The organism is Microbacterium sp. LWO13-1.2 (assembly GCF_038397725.1).
Classification (GTDB): Bacteria; Actinomycetota; Actinomycetes; order Actinomycetales; family Microbacteriaceae; genus Microbacterium.
The window spans coordinates 3,964,571-3,987,194 of the sequence record NZ_CP151634.1 but is presented as its reverse complement, the minus strand read 5'-3'; the positions used below and the strand labels follow the sequence as shown (position 1 = coordinate 3,987,194).

The 22,624-nt window shown below is 67.4% G+C and carries 18 protein-coding genes; 16 read left to right on the top strand and 2 right to left on the bottom strand.

The features are described 5' to 3' along the window. Positions 1-12 precede the first annotated feature (12 nt). The 5 genes from MRBLWO13_RS19025 to MRBLWO13_RS19005 all read left to right on the top strand — a co-directional run bounded on the left by MRBLWO13_RS19025 (position 13) and on the right by MRBLWO13_RS19005 (position 8,976). On the top strand, positions 13-564 hold the full coding sequence (locus MRBLWO13_RS19025; protein WP_341975661.1) for an OsmC family protein: 552 nt from the start codon (positions 13-15) through the stop codon (positions 562-564). Positions 565-729: 165 nt separating this feature from the next. After that, positions 730-2,418, top strand: coding sequence for an ATP-binding cassette domain-containing protein (locus MRBLWO13_RS19020; RefSeq protein ID WP_341975660.1), 1,689 nt, complete (start codon positions 730-732; stop codon positions 2,416-2,418). Between the two features lie 49 nt (positions 2,419-2,467). Next, positions 2,468-3,583 (top strand): GuaB3 family IMP dehydrogenase-related protein, encoded by a 1,116-nt coding sequence (locus MRBLWO13_RS19015; protein ID WP_341978505.1) that lies wholly within the window; start codon positions 2,468-2,470, stop codon positions 3,581-3,583. 59 nt (positions 3,584-3,642) lie between these two features. Then, a complete protein-coding gene (locus MRBLWO13_RS19010; protein WP_341978503.1) occupies positions 3,643-4,401 on the top strand; it encodes an SURF1 family cytochrome oxidase biogenesis protein in 759 nt (252 codons plus the stop codon). Positions 4,402-4,638: 237 nt separating this feature from the next. Continuing rightward, a complete protein-coding gene (locus tag MRBLWO13_RS19005) occupies positions 4,639-8,976 on the top strand; it encodes an ExeM/NucH family extracellular endonuclease (protein ID WP_341975659.1) in 4,338 nt (1,445 codons plus the stop codon). A 121-nt stretch (positions 8,977-9,097) separates the two neighbouring features. Here the strand turns inward: MRBLWO13_RS19005 and MRBLWO13_RS19000 are convergent, their stop codons facing one another. Continuing rightward, the gene (locus MRBLWO13_RS19000; RefSeq protein WP_341975658.1) at positions 9,098-9,721 is read right to left on the bottom strand and encodes a glyoxalase; all 624 of its coding nucleotides are present in this window, start codon (positions 9,719-9,721) and stop codon (positions 9,098-9,100) included. Positions 9,722-9,812: 91 nt separating this feature from the next. Beyond that, positions 9,813-10,619, bottom strand: a complete 807-nt coding sequence (locus MRBLWO13_RS18995; protein WP_341975657.1) for a DeoR/GlpR family DNA-binding transcription regulator — start codon at positions 10,617-10,619, stop codon at positions 9,813-9,815. Between the two features lie 230 nt (positions 10,620-10,849). Here MRBLWO13_RS18995 and MRBLWO13_RS18990 point away from each other — a divergent pair, with 230 nt between their 5' ends. From MRBLWO13_RS18990 to MRBLWO13_RS18940, 11 genes are all read left to right on the top strand, one after another. Then, the gene (locus MRBLWO13_RS18990) at positions 10,850-12,148 is read left to right on the top strand and encodes a sugar ABC transporter substrate-binding protein (RefSeq protein ID WP_341975656.1); all 1,299 of its coding nucleotides are present in this window, start codon (positions 10,850-10,852) and stop codon (positions 12,146-12,148) included. Between the two features lie 86 nt (positions 12,149-12,234). Further along, on the top strand, positions 12,235-13,158 hold the full coding sequence (locus MRBLWO13_RS18985; RefSeq protein ID WP_341975655.1) for a sugar ABC transporter permease: 924 nt from the start codon (positions 12,235-12,237) through the stop codon (positions 13,156-13,158). A gap of 2 nt (positions 13,159-13,160) precedes the next feature. Continuing rightward, a complete protein-coding gene (locus MRBLWO13_RS18980; RefSeq protein WP_341975653.1) occupies positions 13,161-14,006 on the top strand; it encodes a carbohydrate ABC transporter permease in 846 nt (281 codons plus the stop codon). Between the two features lie 46 nt (positions 14,007-14,052). Next, on the top strand, positions 14,053-14,916 hold the full coding sequence (locus tag MRBLWO13_RS18975) for a ketose-bisphosphate aldolase (protein ID WP_341975652.1): 864 nt from the start codon (positions 14,053-14,055) through the stop codon (positions 14,914-14,916). A gap of 31 nt (positions 14,917-14,947) precedes the next feature. Then, the gene (locus tag MRBLWO13_RS18970; protein WP_341975651.1) at positions 14,948-16,144 is read left to right on the top strand and encodes an ADP-dependent glucokinase/phosphofructokinase; all 1,197 of its coding nucleotides are present in this window, start codon (positions 14,948-14,950) and stop codon (positions 16,142-16,144) included. Beyond that, positions 16,141-17,118: a carbohydrate kinase gene (locus tag MRBLWO13_RS18965; RefSeq protein WP_341975650.1), complete on the top strand. Its 978-nt coding sequence runs from the start codon at positions 16,141-16,143 to the stop codon at positions 17,116-17,118. The genes MRBLWO13_RS18970 and MRBLWO13_RS18965 overlap by 4 nt, the downstream gene beginning before the upstream one ends. Positions 17,119-17,170: 52 nt before the next feature. After that, positions 17,171-17,641, top strand: coding sequence for a DUF3817 domain-containing protein (locus MRBLWO13_RS18960; RefSeq protein ID WP_341975649.1), 471 nt, complete (start codon positions 17,171-17,173; stop codon positions 17,639-17,641). Next, a complete protein-coding gene (guaA, locus tag MRBLWO13_RS18955; RefSeq protein ID WP_341975648.1) occupies positions 17,638-19,224 on the top strand; it encodes a glutamine-hydrolyzing GMP synthase in 1,587 nt (528 codons plus the stop codon). The genes MRBLWO13_RS18960 and guaA overlap by 4 nt, the downstream gene beginning before the upstream one ends. Beyond that, positions 19,215-20,624, top strand: a complete 1,410-nt coding sequence (locus MRBLWO13_RS18950) for a glycosyltransferase (protein ID WP_341975647.1) — start codon at positions 19,215-19,217, stop codon at positions 20,622-20,624. The genes guaA and MRBLWO13_RS18950 overlap by 10 nt, the downstream gene beginning before the upstream one ends. A gap of 280 nt (positions 20,625-20,904) precedes the next feature. Further along, complete coding sequence (locus MRBLWO13_RS18945; RefSeq protein WP_341975646.1) at positions 20,905-21,330, top strand: YciI family protein; 426 nt, start codon at positions 20,905-20,907, stop codon at positions 21,328-21,330. 1 nt (position 21,331) lies between these two features. Beyond that, positions 21,332-22,618, top strand: coding sequence for an RNA polymerase sigma factor (locus tag MRBLWO13_RS18940; protein WP_341975645.1), 1,287 nt, complete (start codon positions 21,332-21,334; stop codon positions 22,616-22,618). The last annotated feature ends 6 nt before the right edge of the window (positions 22,619-22,624 follow it).

Below are 22,624 nucleotides of genomic sequence, written 5' to 3'. Positions count from 1 at the left end.
TACGGTCGCGTCATGACTCTCATCCAGGAACAGATCGAAACCATCATCGACGTCACCCCCGAGGAGCGAGCCGCGCGGCTCACCGAAGCCGGAACGGCATGGAACGAGCGCATCGCTGCTGATCCCGGCACCGCTGGACTCACCTACAAGGTCACCGGCCGTGGCATCGGTGCGGTCGCGACCGAGATCCGTGCGGGCAAGCACCGCTTCCTCGTCGACGAGCCCGCTGGCCTCGCGGGCGATGACCTCGCGGCCAGCCCCGTCGAGTACGCCCTCGGCGCCCTCGTCTCGTGCCAGGTCGTGGTGTTCCGCCTCTACGCACAGGCGCTCGGCCTCACGATCGACGAGATCGAGATCACCGCGGAAGGCGACCTCGATGTGCGCAAGCTCTTCGGGATCGACGAGTCCGGGCGCGCCGGATTCCACGATGTCCGGGTGGCGGTCGCCATCACCGGTCCCGACACCGAGCAGCAGTACGAGAACCTCCGCCAGGTCGTCGACGCGCACTGCCCGGTGCTCGACCTGTTCGCGAACCCGGTTCCGACCTCGGGAGTGCTCGTCTGAGCATCCGCACGACAGGAAAAATCCCGAGGACAGGACGAGCCCGCGAGGATCGCCCTCTCCTCGGGATTTCTCCCGGCTCGGGGCGAGACGAGCAACGGACGCGTGTCCGGCTCGCAGCTGATAGCCTGGTCGGCTCGGTACACGGGCGGAAGGACGGCCACGCTCGTGGGGTATATCGATGTTTCCAGCGTTTCGCTGACGCTGCCGGATGGCAGACCACTGCTCGATGAGGTGACGTTCCGGGTGGGTGCCGGCTCGACGAGCGCGCTCATCGGACCGAACGGCGCCGGCAAGACGACGCTGCTGCGGATCGTGCGTGGCGATCTGGCTCCCGACGGGGGAGTCGTCACGATCGACGGCGGCCTCGGCGTCATGGACCAGTTCGTCGGACACGGCGAGCCGGGGCAGACCGTGCAGGAACTCCTGGTCCGGGTCGCGCCCCGGCGGATCCGAGCGGCGGCTGAGGCGCTGGAGGCTGCCGAGAACGCACTCATCGAGCGCGATGAGCACGACACGCAGATGGCGTACGCCTCGGCGATCTCCGAGTACGCGGATGCCGGTGGTTACGAGCACGAGACCGTCTGGGATCAGTGCACCGTCTCCGCCCTCGGCGTGCCGTACGAACGGGCGCGGTACCGCGAACTCACCTCGCTCTCCGGCGGGGAGCAGAAGCGGCTCGCGCTGGAGGCGCTGCTGCGCGGACCCGACGAGGTGCTGCTGCTCGACGAGCCGGACAATTATCTCGACGTACCGGGCAAGCGCTGGCTCGAGGAACAGCTGCGTCAGACGCCGAAGACGGTGCTCCTGGTCTCGCACGACCGGGAGCTGCTGGCGAGGGCGGCCGATCGCCTGATCACCCTCGAACCGGGCGGTGCGGGTGCCACCGCCTGGGTGCACGGTGGCGGCTTCGCCACCTACCACCAGGCGCGCATCGACCGGATGGACCGGCTCGACGAGTTGCGCCGGCGATGGGACGAGCAGCATGAGAAACTGCGGATCCTCGTCGCGAACCTCAAGGTGAAGGCATCCGCGAACGACGGTTTCGCCTCGCGCTACCAGGCCGCTCAGACCCGGCTGCGGAAGTTCGAGGAAGCCGGCCCGCCCGAGGAGAGGCCGCCGGCTCAGGAGTTCGACATGCGTCTGCGCGGGGCACGAACCGGCAAGCGCGCGGTCGTGGCCACCGGCCTGGAGCTGGCTGGTCTGATGAGGGCTTTCGACGCCGAGGTCTGGTACGGGGATCGAGTCGGTGTGCTCGGCTCGAACGGCTCGGGGAAATCGCACTTCCTGCGACTGCTCGCCCGCGGCGGCAGCGACCCGGATTCGACGCTGGGGCACGTCACGTCGACCGGTGAGCAGTTGAGCGAGGTCTCGCATACCGGACGTGCCGTGCTCGGTGCCCGCGTCGTGCCTGGGCTGTTCGCCCAGACGCATGCGCATCCGGAATTCATCGGACGCACGCTGCTCGAGATCCTGCACCGCGGCGACGATCGGCGCGCCGGGATGCCGAGGGATGCCGCGAGCTCGGCGCTGGACCGCTACGGTCTCGTCCGTCAGGCGCAGCAGACCTTCGAGTCGCTCTCCGGTGGTCAGCAGGCGAGGTTCCAGGTGCTGCTGCTCGAGCTCGCAGGGTCCACGCTGCTGCTGCTCGACGAGCCGACGGACAACCTCGACATCGAATCCGCCGAGGCGCTCGAAGACGCGCTCTCGCGGTTCGAAGGAACAGTGCTCGCCGTCACCCACGATCGCTGGTTCGCGCGGTCGTTCGATCGATTCCTCGTCTTCGGCTCCGACGGCGAGGTCTATGAATCGGACGTGCCGGTCTGGGATGAGAAGCGCGTTGCTCGGGTGCGCTGAGCCGGAAGCCGATGCCGCGGCCGGTGCCCGGTAGTCTGGAGGGGTGACCATGGAGATCGAGCTCGGCCGAGGAAAGCGTGCGCGTCGTGCGTACACGTTCGACGACATCGCGGTGGTGCCGTCACGGCGCACGCGCAACCCCGAGGATGTCTCGACCGCATGGACCATCGACGCCTTCGGCTTCGAGATCCCGGTGCTGGGCGCCCCGATGGACTCCGTGGTGAGCCCGCAGACGGCGATCATGCTCGGGCAGCTCGGCGGCCTCGGCGTCCTCGATCTCGAGGGCCTGTGGACCCGCTACGAGAACCCGGAGCCGCTGCTCGCGGAGATCGCCGGTCTCAGCGATGAGAAGGCGACGGTGCGGATGCAGGAGCTGTACTCCGAGCCCATCAAGCCCGAACTCATCACGCGCCGTCTCGCCGAGATCCGCGAAGGCGGCGTCACGGTCGCCGGATCGCTCACCCCGCAGCGCACCCAGGAGTTCTACGACACCGTCGCCGCCGCCGGCGTCGACCTGTTCGTGATCCGCGGCACCACGGTGTCGGCCGAGCACGTCTCCAGTGTCGCCGAGCCGCTGAACCTCAAGAAGTTCATCTACGACCTCGACGTTCCCGTCATCGTCGGCGGCGCCGCCACCTACACGGCGGCCCTGCACCTCATGCGCACCGGTGCCGCTGGCGTGCTCGTCGGCTTCGGCGGGGGAGCGGCCTCGACGACGCGCGCCACCCTCGGCATCCACGCGCCGATGGCCACTGCCGTCTCCGATGTCGCCGCCGCGCGCCGCGACTACCTCGACGAGTCCGGCGGACGCTATGTGCACGTGATCGCCGATGGCGGCGTCGGTACCTCGGGCGACATCGTCAAGGCGCTCGCCATGGGCGCGGATGCCGTCATGCTGGGCGTTGCGCTCGCACGAGCCACCGACGCACCGGGGCGCGGATTCCACTGGGGACCCGAGGCGCACCACCCGAAGCTTCCGCGGGGCCACCGTGTCGCCGTCGAGGGCATCGGAACGCTCGAGGAGGTCCTGTACGGGCCGGCTCCCGTCGCGGACGGCACGGCGAACCTCATCGGTGCGCTGCGCAAGTCGATGGCGACCACGGGCTATTCCGACCTCAAGGAGTTCCAGCGGGTCGAGGTCGTGCTCGCCCCGTACGAGGCCTGAGGGTCGCGCACTCCATCGTGACGTCGCCATTGCTGTTCCCGCCCACCCTGCGTGAGGTGATGCTCCGCGGTCGTTGGATCGGGATGCTCGTGCTGTGCCTGCTCGTCGCCGGGGTGTTCGCCTGGCTCGGGCAATGGCAGTTGGGCCGAGCCATCGACAGCGACCCGCCGGTACCCGGTGCGACCGAGGAAGTGCTGCCGCTCACCGACGTCGTGGCCGTCGGCGAGTACCTGCCGGAGCCGCAGGTCGGTCAGCGGGTTTCCACGGAGGGGACGTGGGTCTCCGACGACTTCCTCGTCGTGTCTCAGCGTTTCAACGACGACGTCGAGGGCTTCTGGGTGACCGGCCAGCTGCGGGTGGCTGAGCGCACCTCGATCGCCGTCGCGCTGGGGTGGGCTCCCGACCGCGAGACGGCCGATGCCGCCGTCGAGGCACTGAACGCAGATGCCACCGGCACCGAAACAGCGATCATCGGACGCATCATCTCCGATGAGGGCGCGGTCGTGCCGCCGCGCGACGACCCGTCCCAGATGAATCGGATGTCGACGGCGATGCTTCTCAGTCGATGGCATGACATCGAACAGCTCGATGTCTACCGGCCCTACCTCGCCGCCGCGGAGGCCCCGGACGGACTCGTCGACATCGCGTCGCCGGCGCCCGACGAGAGCTCTCCGGTCAACTGGCTGAACATCTTCTATGCCGCCGAGTGGGCGATCTTCGCCGGCTTCGCCTTCTACCTCTGGTACCGGCTCGCCAAGGACGCCTGGGAGCGCGAGGTCGAGGACTTCGAGGATGCCGCTGGCGCGGCATCCGCCTGACGATCCGCGCAATCGCGCACACCGTTTTGCGCACCTGAGCGGCCAATTGTGTGCTTCCTCCGAACGATTTGTGCGATCGGGTGAGCGCCAGGTGACGAATAGGCAAACACCGTTGAGGATGTCCCTGCTGCTCCGTATGCTCCCTAACATGTGTGTGCGCTGGGAGTCCGGTGCGCATCGCGACGGCGCTTCATGAGAGCCGCCGTTTCCGTCTGCAATGTCGAGGAGACCACCCGAATGATGCTTGTCCCCGACGATGCCCGCAAGGGCCTCGAATCATCCGTGAACCGGAAGCGGGGGCGTGCAGGCGCTTTCGCCCTGACCACGGCAGTCGCTCTCGTCATCGGCCCGATGAGCGCCGCCCCGGCGCTCGCGGTCGAGCAGCCCGTCGATGCGCCGGCCGTCTCCACGACGGAGACTTCGGCGCCGACGACCCCGGCCCCGGAGGACGCGACCGCCGAGACGGCAGCTCCGGAGACCCCCGCGCCGGATGCCGAGGTCCCCGACGAGGACACCCCGGCTCCCGACGCGAAGGTGGCCGAAGAGGTCGTGCCGCAAGAGGCCGCCCCGGTCGCCCCGCTTGCCGCGACCCCGGCGACGCACACGATCGCCGAGGTGCAGGGCACTACTGACGTCTCCCCGCTCACCGGGCAGACCGTCACGATCGAGGGCGTCGTCACCGCCGACTATCGCACCGGCGGCTACAAGGGCATCGTCATCCAGACGCAGGGCGCCGGCGGTGCCACGGATGCCACGCCCGGCGCGTCCGACGGCATCTTCGTGTTCCTGAACGCGCTCGCACCTGCGCTCAACATCGGCGACCTCGTCTCGGTGACCGGTGCCGTGAGCGAGTACTTCGGCCAGACCCAGGTCAGCCCGGCAGCGATCGAGGGCATCGAGGTCGTCACCGCCGGCGCAGGCGTGCCCGCCGCGACGCCGCTGCCCGACACCGTGCTCGGCGCAGACCGCGAACAGTACGAGAACATGTACGTGGCTCCGGCCGGCACCTACCGCCTGGCCTCCAGCCACCAGCTCTACAACTTCGGCGCGCTCTGGCTGAACGCCGGCGCCGACCTGAACGTCAAGAGCACCGAGACGACGCGTCCGGGCGGCGAGGCGGCGGCGATCGCCGCGGAGAACCGCGCGAACCGCATCTTCCTCGATGACGGCTGGTCGCTGCAGGTCACCAACAAGAACCACCCGGGTGAGCAGCCCTACTTCACGAAGGACGAGGTCGTCCGCAGCGGCGACACCGTCGAATTCGGCGACAACGGCTACGTCCTCCAGTGGGGCTTCGACGACTGGCGCCTGCAGCCGGTGGTGCCGATCGACGACGCCTCCCCGGCAGATCTGAAGGTGGGTTTCGCATCGACGAACCCGCGTACCGCATCCGCCCCGGAGGTGGGCGGCGATGCACAGGTCGCGTCCTTCAACGTCTACAACTACTTCACGACGCTGAAGACCGAGAACCCGGATGCCCGCGGGGCAGCGAACGCTGAGCAGTTCGCCATCCAGAAGTCCAAGATCGTCTCGGCGATCAACGGGCTGGATGCCGAGATCGTCGCGCTCATGGAGATCGAGAACTCGGTCAAGCTCGGCAAGCCGATCGATTCGGCGCTCGCCGATCTGGTCGCCGGCCTGAACGCTGCGGCCGGCAGCGAGGTCTGGGCGTACGTTCCCACCCCCGCGGCGCTCAGCGACGCGGCGACGACCGACTACATCACCAACGCCATCATCTACAAGAAGGACGCGGTCACCCTGAAGGGCGACAGCGCGACCGTCATCGATGAGTCGGTGTGGGGCAACGCCCGCGAGCCCATCGCCCAGGCGTTCGACATCGACGGCCGTGTCGTCACGGTCGTCGCGAACCATTTCAAGTCGAAGTCCGATCCGAAGGACGGCACCTCGGAGCCGGCCGACGGGCAGGGATTCTTCAACGCGGACCGCGTCGAGCAGGCGCAGTCGCTGCTCGCCTTCACCGAGGAGCTGAAGTCGACGTCGGGCAGCGATGACCTGCTGCTGATCGGTGACTTCAACGCCTACGGCAAGGAAGACCCGATCGACGTGTTCACGTCGGCGGGCTGGAGCGACCTCGTCGCCGACAAGGCGTCGGGCCAGTACACGTACTCGTTCGACGGCGAGCTCGGCTCGCTCGACCACGTCATCGCGTCGCCTGAGCTGTCGGCATCCATCACGGGTGCCGGTGTATGGGGCATCAACTCGCCGGAGTGGAGCGACCGCGGCTTCGCGTACGCGGCCACCGAGACGGGAACGCCGTTCCGCTCCAGCGACCACGACCCGATCGTCGTCGGCGTCTCGAGCGACCTCCCGCCCGTGAGCATCGACGTCGTCACGATGAACGACTTCCACGGTCGTATCGAGGCGGATGGCACCGCGGCCGGTGCCGCCGTCATGGCCGGTGCGGTCAAGCAGTTCCGCGAGGCCAACCCGAACACGATCTTCGCTGCAGCCGGCGACCTGATCGGCGCCTCCACGTTCACGTCGTTCATCAACGATGACAACCCCACGATCGACGCGCTCAACGCGGCCGGTCTCGACGTGAGCGCCGCGGGCAACCACGAGTTCGACCAGGGATGGGCCGATCTGGAAGGCCGGGTGCAGGACCGCGCCGACTGGGAGTACATCTCGGCGAACGTCTTCGTCACCGAGACCGGCGAGCCCGCGCTCGCCCCGGCCTGGGTGAAGGAGCTGCAGGGTGTCAAGGTCGGCTTCGTCGGTGCTGTCACCGAGGATCTCGGCTCGCTCGTCTCGCCGGACGGCATCGCGGATCTCGAGGTGCGCAGTATCGTCGACTCCGTGAACGCCGTGGCCGACGACCTGCGCGACGGCGACCCGTCGAACGGTGAGGCGGATGTCATCATCCTGCTCGTGCACGAGGGCGCCGCGAGCGTCGAACTGTCCAGCGTCACCCCGGAATCGCCGCTCGGTGAGATCGTCTACGGGGTCGACCAGGACGTCGACGCCATCGTCTCCGCGCACACGCACCTCGCCTACAACCACGTCATCGAGGGCCGCCCGGTCGTCTCGGCAGGGCAGTACGGCGAGAACCTCGGCCTGATGAACATCCAGGTCGACGCGAAGTCGCACGAGCTGATCTCCATCACCAACGAGATCAAGCCGCTCACCAAGCTCGTCGACAAGGTCTCGGTACCGCTGTACCCGGCCGTGCCGGAGGTGCAGTCGATCGTCGATGCGGCCAAGGCCGAAGCCGATGTGCTCGGAGCCGTCAAGGTCGGTGACATCACGGCCGATTTCAACCGTGCGCGTCAGAGCGATGGCAAGACCGACAACCGCGGTGGGGAATCCACTCTCGGCAACTTCGTCGCCGACGTGCAGAAGTGGTCGACGGGTGCTGACCTCGCGTTGATGAACCCGGGCGGTCTGCGGGCGAATCTGAAGCACGCGGCGACCGGTGACACGGACCCGGCGGGCAACGTCACGTTCCGTGAGGCCGCGACCGTGCAGCCGTTCGCCAACACGCTGGTCACGCTCGACCTCACCGGTGCGCAGTTGAAGCAGGTGCTGGAGGAGCAGTGGCAGCCGGCGGCAGCAGCGCGACCGTTCCTCAAGCTCGGCGTATCCGAGGGGCTGGAGTACACCTACGACCCTGCGGCTGCGGCGGGTGCGCGGATCACCTCGATCACGCTCGACGGCGTGGCGATCGACCCGGCGGCCACATACTCCGTGGCGGCGAACTCGTTCCTGGCAGCCGGTGGCGACAACTTCTTCACCTTCGCCGAGGGCAAGAACAAGGCCGACACCGGCAAGGTCGACCTGCAGTCGATGGTCGACTGGTTCGAGGCGAACAAGACCGCGTCGCCGGATCTCGCTCAGCGCGCGGTCGGCGTCACGGTCAGCGCGGCGGACGCCGATGGCTACAGCCCCGGCGACGAGGTCACGGTCTCGCTGTCGTCGCTCGCCTTCACCGGTGGCGAAGCAGCGCCGGGCGCTGTGTCGCTCACGCTGGGTGACACTGAGCTGGCCTCGGGCGCGATCGATCCGGTCGCCGTCGACACGACGGACGAGGCGGGGCGGTCGAGCCTGACATTCACGGTGCCTGAGGGCGTCTACGGCGAGCAGCAGCTCGACGTCGCCGTCGCCGGCACGGGAACGTCGGTCGTCATTCCGATGGTGTTCGCCGATGCGCCGGTTGCCTCCGGCGAGATCTCGCTGAGTGACGTCACCGTCGCCGCAGGCGGCACCGTCACGGTATCGGGCGAGGGCTTCGATGCCGGGGCCGAACTCGTCATCGAACTGCGATCCACTCCGGTGAAGGTCGGGGCTGTCACGGTGAATGAGGACGGAACGTTCTCGGCCACGGTCACCATTCCGAAGAACACCTCCGCGGGGAAGCACACCATCGCCGTCATCCAGCCGGATGGCGCCGAGGCAACCGCTTCTCTGACCGTCACCGCAGCGGGCGGCAACGGAAACGGCAACGGCAACGGTCTCGCGACCACGGGTGCGGATTCCGCTCCCTACGTCGTGCTGGCGGTTCTGCTGCTCGCGCTCGGCCTCGGGCTGTTCGTCGCCCGTCGTCGTCGCACCTCGTAGTCGAGCACGCTCGCCTGAACGCGAACACGGAGGCCGCCGGGAGTGATCCCGGCGGCCTCCGTCGTGTTCCGGCACCTCGCAGTGGCCGTGAGATGTTCTTCGCCTCGTGGGGACGTGGAGGTCAGACCCGTGCCTCGACAGGCGCCCAGGCGAATCCGTCCGGGTCGACCGCGGCACCGAGCACGCCGTTCACGGTCAGGCGGTGCGAGCCGGATCCATCCGCGGGAACTCCCGCGTCCTTGGCAAGAGAGGCGTGACGGTACAGGCCTAGGCCGATGGAGCCGGCGCCGGTCTCGAACTGCACGTAGCTGCGGCCGAAGCTCTTGGCGACGCGGATGCCGCGCTCGGCGTAGAAGGTCTTCGACGCGACGACATCGGCAGCGCCGATCAGCAGGATGATCTCGTCGACATCGCGGCTGGCGGGCGCGGTGTCCTTCTTGGCGGTCGTCGCGACCTTCCAGATGGCGCCGTCCGGTGCCTGGACGGTGCCGCCGACTCCCCAGAGCGACTTCGAGACCGGCTTGATGATGCGGGCGCCGCCGGCGACGGCTGCGTCGATGAGGGCGTGCACGTTCGCCGGCTGAGAGACGACCAGGGAGAGGGTGTAGCCGCGGAACCCGGAGGTGTCGGTATCCGCGGTGCGGAAGAGGAGCCGATCGCCGAGGCCGAAGGCCCGTGTGTAGAACGCCTCTGCGGCGGCGACATCGGAGACGTGGAGGGTGATGGAGTCGATGGTGTTGTTCATGACCTCGACGTTACGGATGCTGCACGAGGGCGCGCTTCTCGATTCCTGCTCACTTCGATGATGGCGCGATGCCAGGAGAAATCAGCGACCGCTACGGCGTGAGGACCTCGACATCGGCCTGTGCGAGCGCCGCCGCCACCTCACGCGGCGGGGCCTTGTCTGTGATGAGGTAATCGACGCGCTCGAGTGTGGCGATCTGCGCGAACAGCCGACGTCCGAACTTGGACGAATCGGCGAGCACCGCGATCCGCTCGGCGCGCTGGATCATCTCGGACATCATGGCGGCGTCGCCGAGGTTGGAGGTCGAGTACCCGTCCTGGTCGACGGCGCCGACGGCGATGAGGGCCAGATCGCAGCGGATGTCGACTTCGGGTCCGCCCGGCGTCATCGTGAACGTGACGGGGCCGGTCGTCGCCTGGGTGATGGCACGCACGGCGCCACCGAAGACGAACAGATCGCGGAAGGCCGACGGCGAGATCTCCGCGGGAATGCGCAGGTTGTTCGTCGCGATCGTGAGGTCGCGGTGATTGCGGAGTGCGCGGGCGACGGCGAGCGTCGTCGTCCCCGCGTTGAGCATCACCACTGAGCCGTCCTGCACGAGATCGGCGGCGAGGCGCGCGATCCGCTCCTTCTCCTCTTTCTGCATGTTGAGGCGGACGTCGAGGGCGCGGTCCTTGAGCTGGCCGTTCGCGGCGCTGACGGCTCCGCCATGCGTCCGGATGAGCACGCCCTCGCGATCGAGCTGGTCGAGATCCCGCCGGATCGTGTCGATCGAGACGTTGAAGTGCTCCGCGAGATCGCCGACCGTGACCTGGCCCGTCTGCTCGACGTAGGCGGCGAGATCTGCCTTCCTGCCGGCAGGGAGGCGGCGTCGGTGGGCCTTTGCAGAAGCGTCCATGCAGACATGTTGGCACACATGGCGGTGGAGTGCGGCACAATCATGCACAAAACGGCAGGCGGTTTCCGCCAGTGATTTTCGTGGCCTGGACGCGGGAACCCGGGACCTGGAGTGCAATTCTCGGCAGAGAAGCCCTTGACTATTGGCTAGATTCCGGCATAACATGGCTCAAAACCGCATGAAGAAGCATGAGAGTGCGTTATGCGGCACGATCTCGAAGAGGAGAAGTGATGATCACAGTGGGGCGAGGGCGACGCATTCTGAAGCTCGCCGGCGCAGCGACAGCAGCCGTGACAGTCCTGGCCGTGGCAGGTTGCGCGGCAGGCGACAGCGGCACAACCGACGGCGGTGGTGACGGCGACGTCACGATCGAGTTCGCTCAGTGGTGGGAGCCCGAACTCCCCGACGGCGAGTTCCGCGCTCTGATCGACAAGTTCGAAGAAGCGAACCCCGGCATCACGGTCGATCTGGTGAGCGGCCCGTATGCGTCGACCAAGGAGCAGCTCTTCGCCGGAGCAGCATCCGGCACCATGCCCGACGTCGTCGGCCTCGACGGCGCCTGGGTGAATGACTTCGCCTCGCAGGGCGTCATCTCCGACCTGAGCGCGCTCATGGAGGAGTACGACTACGACGACAGCGAGTTGGCGAGCCAGATCCAGGTCGACGGCAGCACGTACATGATCCCGGTCGTGAACTTCGTCTATCCGATGTTCACGAATGACACTCTTCTCGCCGAAGCCGGCGTCACGGCCCCGCCGACCACGCGCACCGAGTTCGCGGATGCCGCGGCGAAGGTCTCCGCACTCGGCGGCGACGCGTCGGGCTGGGTGCTCCCGCTTTCGCTCGAGGCTCCGAACGGCGTGCAGAACGACGTCATGTCGTGGGTCTGGGCATCCGGCGGTTCGATGCTGAAAGACGGCCAGCCGGACCTGACCAACGACGACGTCACCTCGGCGGTCGACTTCATCGGCGGCCTCTGGGACGACGGCGTGATCGCCTCCGGTTCCTTCACCATGAAGGAGCAGGACAAGGTCGAGGAGTTCACCAACGGCCGTGCCGGCATGATGATCGATTCGCTGGCGCACATCAATCTGATCCGTGAGACGAACCCCGATCTGAAGTTCTCGATCTCGGCTCTCCCTGCGGAGGACGGATACGACGGCGAGCGGGGCATCCCCTACGCGTCCTGGGGCATCGGCGTCGCCGAGAACTCCGAGCACAAGGAAGCCGCCTTCAAGCTGGTCGAGTTCCTGATGAGCGAGGAGACGAACTCCGAGCTGTCGACGATGGCCAAGGCGTTCCCCGGCAACTCGAAGTCGGTGCCGGACTTCGTCAACGACGACGAGCTGTTCAAGAAGGCTTTCGAGATCTACCAGGAAGGGTACCCGGCGAACGAATTCACCGGACTGCCCGTCGCGGAGGAGCTCATGCGACTGCTCGGCGAACAGCTGCAGGCCGCCTTCGATGGGCAGCAGTCGATCGACGATGCGCTGAAGAAGGCGCAGGACGCCTGGAAGGCGGAGTTCTGATCTCCTGCCTCCCCGCATGAACGGGGTGCCGCATCGCGAGACTCGATCCGATGCGGCACCCGACCAACCTAGGAGCACCGGTTCCCATGAGCCTCAGAACCACGGACGACACCGAGGTGATCGTCACCGGAGTCTCGCTGTCGCGCAGACGCCGCCAGCTGCGCAAGACGACAGAGTCCTACGCCTTCCTCTCGCCCACGATGATCCTGCTGTTCGTGCTGATGATCGTTCCGATCATCATGGTGATCGGCTACTCGTTCCAGGACAACGTGATCCTGAACAAGTCACCGGAGTTCGTCGGCATCGCGAACTACGTGGAGATCCTCTCCGACCCCGGCTTCTGGAAGGCCACGGGCAACACGATCCTGTTCACGGTCGCAAGCGTCGTCGCGCACCTTGTCCTCGGTCTCGGCTTCGCGATGATGCTGAACAGCCCGCTGCTCGGAGGCTTCGCGAGATCCGTGTTCCGGGCCCTGTACGTGCTGCCGTGGCTCTTCACCGTCGCCGTGATCGCGGTCCTGTGGCGCATGCTGCTCGCCCCCAACGGCGTCGTCAACTTCCTGCTCAACACCGATATCGAATGGCTGGCCTCACCTCAGCTCGCGCTCGGCACCATCATCTTCATCAACATCTGGGCCGGGTATCCCTTCTTCATGGTCAGCCTGCTGGCCGGTCTCCAGGGCATCCCGAACGAACTGAACGAAGCGGCCACGGTCGACGGCGCCGGCGCTGTGCAGCGGTTCTGGAACGTCACCATCCCGCAGCTGCGGCCGATCATCGTCAGCCTGGTGCTGCTCGACCTGATCTGGACATCTCAGCAGTTCGCCCTGATCTGGATGACGACCGGTGGCGGTCCCATCGACGTCACCGAGGTGCTCAGCACCTTCACCTACAAGCTGGCCTTCGCCAAGTACGACTTCTCGCTCGCAGCGACCTCCGCCGTGCTGGTGCTGCTCATGTCGATGGTGCTCGCCGTGTTCTACGTCCGTCACCAGAAAGCGAGGGACTGATCATGGCTCTCACCGTCAAGAACCAGCGTCTCGCGGCGAAGACCGGTGTCACGATCGGCCTCATCCTCGGCGCGGTGTTCGCTGCGGGACCCGTGCTGTGGATGCTCTCGAGTTCGTTCAAGTCGAACACTCAGATCTTCGAACTGCCGCCGCGCCTGATCACCGACACCTTCTCGTTCGAGGCCTACATCGCGATCTTCACGAACCCGGAGACGATGAGGTTCTTCCTCAACAGCTACATCGTCGCCGGAGCGGTCACGATCCTGACGCTGATCGTCGCGATCCAGGCGGCCTATGCCTTCAGCCGCTTCGAGTTCCGCGGCAAGCGCATCCTGAACGTCGTGATCGTGAGCGTGCAGGCCGTGCCGCCGATCACGCTGCTCATCCCGTACTTCGGCCTGATGGTCGCGCTCGGACTGTACAACTCCTACGCCGGCCTCATCCTCACGTACATGGTGTTCACGCTGCCCTACGCGATCATCATGATGACCGGGTACTTCAACACCCTGCCGAAGGAACTCGACGAGGCTGTCCGGGTCGACGGCGCGGGTTCCATGACCGCCCTCTGGCGCATCCTGGTGCCGATCTCGGTTCCCGGCATCGTCTCGGTCGGCATCTACACGTTCATGATCGCGTGGAACGAGTACCTGTTCGCCCTCACGCTCACCCGCACGATCGACATGCGCACCGTGCCGATCGGCATCCAGCTGCTGATGGGTCAGCACTCCTACGAGTGGAACCAGATCATGGCGATGAGCGTGCTCGGGTCGATCCCGGTGCTCATCCTCTTCCTCTTCTTCCAGCGCTATTTCATCAGCGGTCTCACGGCCGGCTCGGTGAAGAGCTGACATCCGTCACCCCAGACTTCGACCACCACGAAACAGGAGAAATCACGTGCTCTACACCGGCAAATCCATCCTCGATGTCGCGAACGCGCATAACTTCGCGATCCCCGCGTTCAACATCAGCGACTGGGCGATGTTCAACGGCATCATCGACATCAGCGAGGAACTGTCCGCACCGGTCATCATCGCGATCCACCCCGATGAGGTCTCCCACATCACGACCGACCTCATTCCCGCGATGCACTCCCGTGCGCACCGGTCGAGCGTTCCGGTCGCGATCCACTGGGACCACGGCGGCAGCTACGAGCAGATCATCACGGCCATCAAGGCGGGATTCACCTCGGTGATGATCGACGCCTCGCTGCTGCCGTTCGACGAGAACGTCGCGCTGACGCGCAAGGTCGTCGAGGCCGCGCACGCCGTCGGCATCCAGGTCGAGGGCGAGCTCGGCACGATCGGTGCGAACGACAGCTACGGAGAATCCGGAGCGGCGGAGATCATCTACACGAACCCTGCCGACGCGGTGCGCTTCGTCGAGGAGACCGGCGTCGACAGTCTCGCGATCGCCATCGGCACATCCCACGGGCTCTACCCGGCGGAGAAGAACCCCGAACTGCGTCACGACCTGCTCGAGCAGATCAAGGCGGCCGTCGGCATCCCGCTGGTGCTGCACGGCGGGTCGAGCAACCCCGACAGCGAGCTCAGCCGGGCGGTGAGCCTCGGGATCAACAAGATCAACATCTCCAGCGACATCAAGGTCTCGTACCACAACCGGATGCGCGAGATCCTCGGCACCGATCAGCGGCTCCGGGAGCCCAATGCCATCCAGCCGGGTTCCGTCGCGGCGATGAAGGTCACCGCTGCGGAGAAGATCCGGCTCTTCGGCGCAGACGGCACCGCTGCGCTGTACTGAATCCGCGGGCGAGAGGAGGATGATCGGCGACGTGGACAGACATTTCGTTCTCGGGCTCGGCGGCACCGTCGACTACGAACTCCGATGGGACACCGCGGTGCTCGATCGGCTCGCCCTCGAGCATCGAGTGCGCAGGCACGAACTGACGACCACGGCGCCGATCATCGACGAGCGCTCGCTGCTCGTGGCGATTCTCGCCTTCCTCGCCTCCGGTACCGGTGCGGAGCGATTCGTCGCCTCGTCGGCTGTCATCGAGCGCTTCGTGAGTCATTTCGAGTACGACATCACCCTCGGCGGCACGGGTGTGCGTGCCGGCCTGGCACTCGATCGCCTGGGCATCCCGAGCGTCCAGCATCTGGTGAGCATCGACGAGAACGTGCGCCGGCTGCTGCCGCCGTCGATCTCCTATGTCTCGTCCGCCACTCGCGACACCCTCGACCCGCACCTGATCGTGCAGTATCCGGTGGGCGCCCGGGCCCGGATGCTGGACGGAGACGTCGTCTCGCCGGCGCCGAACCGCCTGATCTTCGCGAACGATCCTCCCAATCGGGAGATGGCCATCGCCGCCGAACTCCCCGCAGCTCTCGAGGGCGCAGCGGCCTTCCTCATCTCCGGGTTCAACACGATGCAGGATCATGAGCTGCTCGAGCGGCGGCTGGATGAGCTGGAGCAGGCTATGCGCAGCCTGCCAGACGATGCGCTCGTCTTCTACGAGGACGCAGGCTTCTATGTCCGCGACTTCGCGGAGACGGTGAGAGCGCGGTTGCTCCCGCGGATCGACGTGTACAGCATGAACGAGGACGAGCTGCAGGAGTACTGCGGGCGCGCGGTGAATCTGCTGGATGCCGGTTCGATCGTCGACGCCCTCGACGAGGTCGCTGCGCGGATCCCTTCGCCCGCGCTCGTCGTGCACACCCGCTACTGGGCGACGGCGATCGGTCCGCACGCCCGACGGCACCGAGAGGCTCTCGACAGCGCCGTCCGCATGGCCGCGACCCGGTACCGGCTGGGGGACCGGTTCACGGCGGAGGATGTCGAGAGCACGGCCGCGATGCCACGGCATGCCGGGGGAGCGGCGGTGGTCGCTGCGATCGAGAGCCTCCGAAGCGACATCGTCGGTGTGCCGGGATTCGTCTTCGATGTTCCTTCGCCGACGACGGTCGGGCTCGGCGACAGCTTCGTCGGCGGCTTCCTCTCCGCGCGCAGTCAGAGTGGACGGGGCGCGTGAGGCCGATCAGGCTTCCCGCCAATCGTCCTCCGGAGCGCTTCTATCGCGGAGGGGCGCGGATCAGCGCGTTTCGCGGCGAGCTTTCGTCGGAGGAGCGGGAGCCCGAGGACTGGATCGGGTCGACCACGACGATCCGCGGAGAGTCGGAACTCGGGCTCACCCGCCTCCCCGACGGCGAACTGCTGCGGGATGCGATCATGAACGATCCCGAGTTCTGGCTCGGAGCCGCGCACGTCGCGCGGTGGGGAGCGGACGCACGGCTGCTGGTCAAGCTCCTGGATGCCGGCCAGCGACTCCCGGTGCACGCGCATCCTGACGACGCCTTCGCCGCGACGCATCTCGGCATTGCCCACGGCAAAGCCGAGGCCTGGTACATCCTCGAAGGCGGGGTCGTGCACATCGGACTCCGGCGTGACGTCGAGGCGGAAGAACTCTCGGCCCTCGTGGCATCGCAGGAGGTCGAAGCGCTGCTGGCGCTGCTGCACGAGGTGGATGTCGCTCCAGGCGACGTCGTCTGGGTGCCGCCGGGTGAGCTGCACGCGATCGGCGCCGGTGTCCTGCTGCTCGAATTGCAGCAGCCGGAGGACCTCTCCATCCTGCTCGAGTGGAAGGGTTTCGCTGTCGACGGTCCGAATGCCGGGCACCTCGGTCTGGGCTTCGACCTCGCGCTCGCCGCCGTCCGCCGGTCCGGGCGGAGCCGGGCCGAGCTCCGGCACCTCGTGCGAGCGGCGCCGCCCTCCGGTTCCGTCTTCCCGCGCGACGCCGATGAGTACTTCCGCTTGGATCGGCATCCTGTCGCCGGAACAGACCAGCTCGCGCCTGGTTTCTCCCTCTCGGTGGTCACCAGCGGAGACGTGGAGATCGCGGGGCAGCCGTTCCCGGTGGGCACGACTCTGCTGACACCCGCCGCGGCCGGTCGACTCGTCGTGAGCGGGTCGGGGGAGCTGTTGGTCGCTCGACCGCCGATGCCTTGAGGCAGAACGGCGAGGGCATGAGGCAGCGGATGGCGACGACTAGACTGGTGGCATGCCCGAACCGAAAGTCGCCAGCTTTCCGGCGATCCGCGGTGCACTGAAGTTCTACCAGATCGCGTCGATCATCACCGGAGTCATGCTGCTCCTGCTGGTGGCCGAGATGGTGCTCAAGTACACGCCGATCCACCTCGAGCTCTTCGCGGGCGGATCCGGCGGTCCGCTGTGGTTCGCGCCGGTCGTGGAGGGCCCCGAGGGACTGGAGTCCACTGGCGACGGAGCGAACCTGTCGCTGTTCATCCTCGTGGCGCACGGCTGGTTTTATGTCGTCTACCTCTTCGCCTGCTTCCGCATGTGGAGCCTGATGCGCTGGCCGCTGCTGCGTCTGGCACTTCTCGCGCTCGGCGGCGTCATCCCGCTGCTCTCCTTCATCATGGAGACGATCGTCGCCCGCGACGTGAAGTCCTACCTCGCAACCAGGGAGGCCGCAGAGGCCCCCGTCCCCGCCCCGGAAGGTGTCCGTTGACCGAACAGTCCGAGACCCAGCAGCGTCCAGCGCTCGTCGTCGACTTCGGCGCGCAGTACGCGCAGCTGATCGCCCGTCGCGTCCGCGAAGCGGGCGTGTACAGCGAGATCGTGCCGCACACCGCCACCGCCGCCGAGATCGCCGCGAAGAACCCGGTTGCGATCATCCTCTCCGGAGGCCCGTCCTCGGTGTACGAGGAGGGCGCTCCGCGCCTGGACCCGGCCGTTTTCGACCTCGGCGTGCCCACGCTGGGCATCTGCTACGGCTTCCAGTACATGGCGCAGACCCTGGGCGGCGAGGTCGCGCACACCGGCCTGCGTGAGTACGGGGCGACGGATGCCGTCATCACCGGTGACGGCGGCACACTGCTGGGCGGCCAGCCGGCCGAGCAGAACGTGTGGATGAGCCACGGCGACCAGGTCGCCAAGGCGCCCGAGGGCTTCGAGGTGCTCGCGACGACGGATGCCACCAAGGTCGCTGCCTTCGCGAACGAGGAGCGCGGGTTCTACGGCGTGCAGTGGCACCCCGAGGTCAAGCACTCCGACCACGGCCAGCGAGTGCTGGAGAACTTCCTGCACAAGGGTGCAGGCCTCGCCGCCGACTGGAACAGCGGCAACGTGATCGCCGAGCAGGTCGAGCGGATCCGCGCGCAGGTCGGCGATGCCCGTGTCATCTCGGCGCTGTCCGGCGGCGTCGACTCGGCGGTGTCGACGGCCCTCGTGCACAAGGCGATCGGCGACCAGCTCACTGCCGTGTTCGTCGACCACGGTCTCCTCCGCAAGGGCGAGCGCGAGCAGGTCGAGAAGGACTACGTCGAATCCACCGGCGTGCGTTTGATCACGGTCGACGCGGAAGACACCTTCCTCGGCCACCTCGAGGGCGTCACCGACCCCGAGGAGAAGCGCAAGATCATCGGTCGCGAGTTCATCCGCGCCTTCGAGAAGGTGCAGCTCGACCTCGTCGAGGAGGCCCGCCAGACCGGTGGAGCCCCGATCAAATTCCTCGTGCAGGGCACGCTGTATCCCGACGTGGTGGAGTCCGGTGGCGGCACGGGCACGGCCAACATCAAGTCGCACCACAACGTCGGCGGCCTCCCGGACGATCTCGACTTCGAGCTCATCGAACCGCTGCGAGCTCTCTTCAAGGACGAGGTCCGCGCCATCGGTCGCGAGCTCGGCATCCCCGAGGCGATCGTGGGGCGTCAGCCCTTCCCGGGGCCGGGCCTCGGCATCCGCATCATCGGCGAAGTCACGCGCGACCGCCTCGAGATTCTGCGTGAGGCCGACGCCATCGCGCGCGAAGAACTCACGAAGGCGGGGCTCGACCAGACGATCTGGCAGTGCCCCGTCGTGCTCCTCGCCGACGTGCGCTCGGTAGGCGTGCAGGGAGACGGCCGCACCTACGGGCACCCGATCGTGCTGCGTCCGGTCTCCAGTGAAGACGCGATGACGGCCGACTGGACGCGCCTGCCGTACGACGTGCTGGCGAAGATCTCGAACCGCATCACCAACGGGGTGCGCGACGTCAACCGCGTCGTCCTCGACGTGACCTCCAAGCCGCCGGGGACCATCGAGTGGGAGTAGAGGACGTCGATACGTCCTCTACCTCGGCGTCTGGGATCTTCCCGGACGCCGAGTATCTCGTGCTGTCCAGCCGGCTCATTCCTGATCTCGACGGCGGCTACACGATCGCGACGCTGGCGCGTGCGAAGCAGATGGCGGATGCGGGCGTCGCCGACGGTCGCGGACCGCAGCTGCTGACGTTCGATCCCGGTACCGCTGCCGCGCATGCTGAGCATCGTCGCGTCTTCGCCGAGCGGGGAGCGCTCGCGTCGCCGGAACGGCTCCGCAACCTCTTCGACGAGGCTCAGGCTCCGGATGGCGGCGCCGCGGAGTGGCTGCTTCGAGCGGCCGACGTCGGCCTCGCGGAGACGCCGGGGCGTGAGTATCGAACGCTGGCGGATGAATCCGGTCGCCCCTTCGCGGCGCTTCCGGTGATCGCCGGAGATCCGGACTGGCACCTCACGACCGAGCCGGTGCGGGTCTACGACTCCACGGGTGCGACGGTCGGCGCCCTCGCGGGATTCGGTGGCATCTACCGTGCCTGGCTCGAACACATCGCGGCGTCCGTGGGCGAACGGCCCATCGTCGTCATCTGCGAGTCGCGGCAGCTCGGCGAGCTGATCGTCGACTGGGCGCATCCGCGGGTGCGGCTCATTCACACGATCCACACGATGCACGTGGAGCCGCCCTACACGCCGGATGCGCCGCTCAACGCCCTCTGGTCCCGATGGTTCGCGCTCGCCGAGGGCTTCGACGCCGTGGTCTGGCCGACTCCCACCCAGCGTCAGGATGTGGTGCGCCGTTTCGGCGGCGAGAGCACGCACCGTGTGGTTCCGCACGGCGTGCAACCTCCTCGATCGCGCCAGGCAGAACGCGAGCCGGGGCTCGTCGTCGTGCTGGGCCGGCTCGCGGCCGGCAAGCGCATCGATCACGCGATCCGTGCCTTCCTGCATGCGGATGTGCCGCACGCACGCCTCGAGATCTGGGGCGACGGGCCGGAACGGGCACGACTGCAGCAACTGATCGAGGAGTGCGACGCCGGAGAGCGGGTGCTTCTCGCGGGGTTCGCGGAGGATCCCGCAGCGGTGCTGGATCGCGCGTCCGTGGTGCTCACCGCGACGGCATTCGAGGCTCAGGGGCTGTCGATCGTCGAGGCTCTTGCCCACGGTGCACCGGCCGTGTCGTACGACGTGCGTTACGGTCCTGGCGACATCCTGGGCGGTGGTGGGGGAGTGCTGGTGCCGGACGGTGATGAGGATGCTCTGGCCGAGGCCCTGCGCAGCCTGCTCTCCGACCCCGCGCTCTGGGAGCGGCTGCGCGGCCAGACCGGTGCGGCAGCGGGCGTTTGGAGCCCCGAGGCGGCGATGGGTGCACTTGCCGACGTCGCACGCGGCGTGCTGGCGGCGCCGGCGCGACGCTGAGTCGGCCGGACCGGCGACCAGGTGTCATCGGGCGGCTCCGGAGGAGTCGCGGATGGTCGCCTGAGGGCACTGCATGCGACCATCCGCGTCTCCTCTCTAGGGCGAGGGGGCGCGGGTGGTCGGGTCAGAGCGAGGGATGCGGCACTCTTCGCCCCCTGGCCGGGGCCGCTCGCTGGGAGCCGATGCGAACTTTTTCTCTCCCCATGTCGATCCAGGGTCTTCTCGTTCGACGTCTTCAATGAGAGGGTCGAAAACGACCCAGGACACCAAGGAGAACATCATGAAGTTCATGCTCATCATGCGCGCGACGGACGAGGCTGTGGAGGCGTACAAGAACACCCCCTTCGAGCAGGTCATCGAGGCCATGGGCAAGTACAACGAGTCGATGATGAAGGCGGGCGTGCTTCTGGCCGGCGAGGGGCTCACCGACGCTGCCGAGGGATTCGTCGTCGACTTCAGCGCGGAGGCGCCGTTGATCACCGACGGCCCGTACGGCGAGACCAAGGAACTGTTCAACGGCTTCTGGATCATCGAGGTCTCCTCGCGCGAAGAGGCGGCGGAGTGGGCCGGACGGGCGCCCCTCGGCCCCGGATCGTTCCTCGAGGTGCGCCGGGTGACCGAGTTCGACGACTTCCCCGCGGACAACGAGTGGATCCAGAAGGAAGAGGGCTGGCGCGACGAGCAGGCGCAGCGCGCCCAGCAGTGAGATGAGCGACCCTTCTGCAGACCAGGTGACGCGCTCCGCATCCGATCAGACATCGGCGGAGCGCGCCGTCGCGGCGGTCTGGCGCATCGAATCGGCGAAGATCGTCGCGACGCTGACGCGTATGGTCGGCGACTTCGGGCTCGCAGAGGACCTCGCCCAGGAAGCGCTGATCGACGCGTTGCGGCAGTGGCCCGTCGAGGGCGTTCCGCGCAACCCGGCAGCCTGGCTGACGGCGGTGGCGAAGCGCAAGGCGATCGACGGCTGGCGTCGACGTGAACGCCTGGACGACAGGCTCGCCGCGATCGCTCACGACCTGGAACGTGAGCAGTCCACCGATGCGCTGCCCTGGGATCCGGATGCTGTCGACGACGATGTGCTGCGTCTGATCTTCATCTCCTGCCACCCTGTGCTGTCGCGGGAGGCGCAGGTCGCGCTCACCCTGCGCGTGGTCGGCGGCCTCGGGAGCGAGGAGATCGCGCGGGCTTTTCTCGTGCCGACCGCCACCGTGCAGCAGCGCATCGTGCGGGCGAAGAAGACTCTCGCCGCCGCGAACGTGCCGTTCGAGGTGCCGTCGAGGGAGGAGCAGCCGGAACGACTCGGAGCGATCCTCGGGGTGCTCTATCTGATCTTCAACGAGGGGCACACCGCCAGCGGCGGCTCGGACTGGATGCGCCCGGAACTCAGCGAAGAGGCGATCCGGCTCACACGAGTGCTTGCGGCCCTGATGCCCCGCGAGCGCGACGTGCACAGCGTGCTCTCGCTGATGGAGCTCACCGCGGCACGGTTCGCGGCTCGCGTCGACGGGCAAGGGAATCCGGTGCTGCTGGGGGACCAGGATCGCCGACGCTGGGATCGGGGGCGCATCTCCCGCGGGCGAGCCGCGCTGGCTCGGGCGGATGCTCTGGGCCGAGGTCGCGGTGCCTATGGGCTGCAGGCGGCGATCGCGGAATGCCATGCGGTGGCGGCATCGCTCGAGGAGACCGACTGGGAACGGATCGTCGTGCTCTACGAGGCGCTGGGCCGGATCGCGCCGTCACCGGTGGTCGAGCTGAACCGCGCGGCTGCTGTCGCGATGGCCACCGGTCCCGCATCCGCCTTGCGAATCATCGACCGCCTTGCCGAGTCGGGGGCCCTGCGGGGGTACCACCTGCTCCCGGCGACGCGCGGAGAACTGCTGCTGCGTCTGGGCAGAAACGACGAGGCGCGAAGCGAGTTCGCGGTCGCGGCATCTCTCGCCGGGAACGACCGAGAACGCGCCCTGCTCGAGGCGAAGGCCGCCGGGAGATGAGGATCT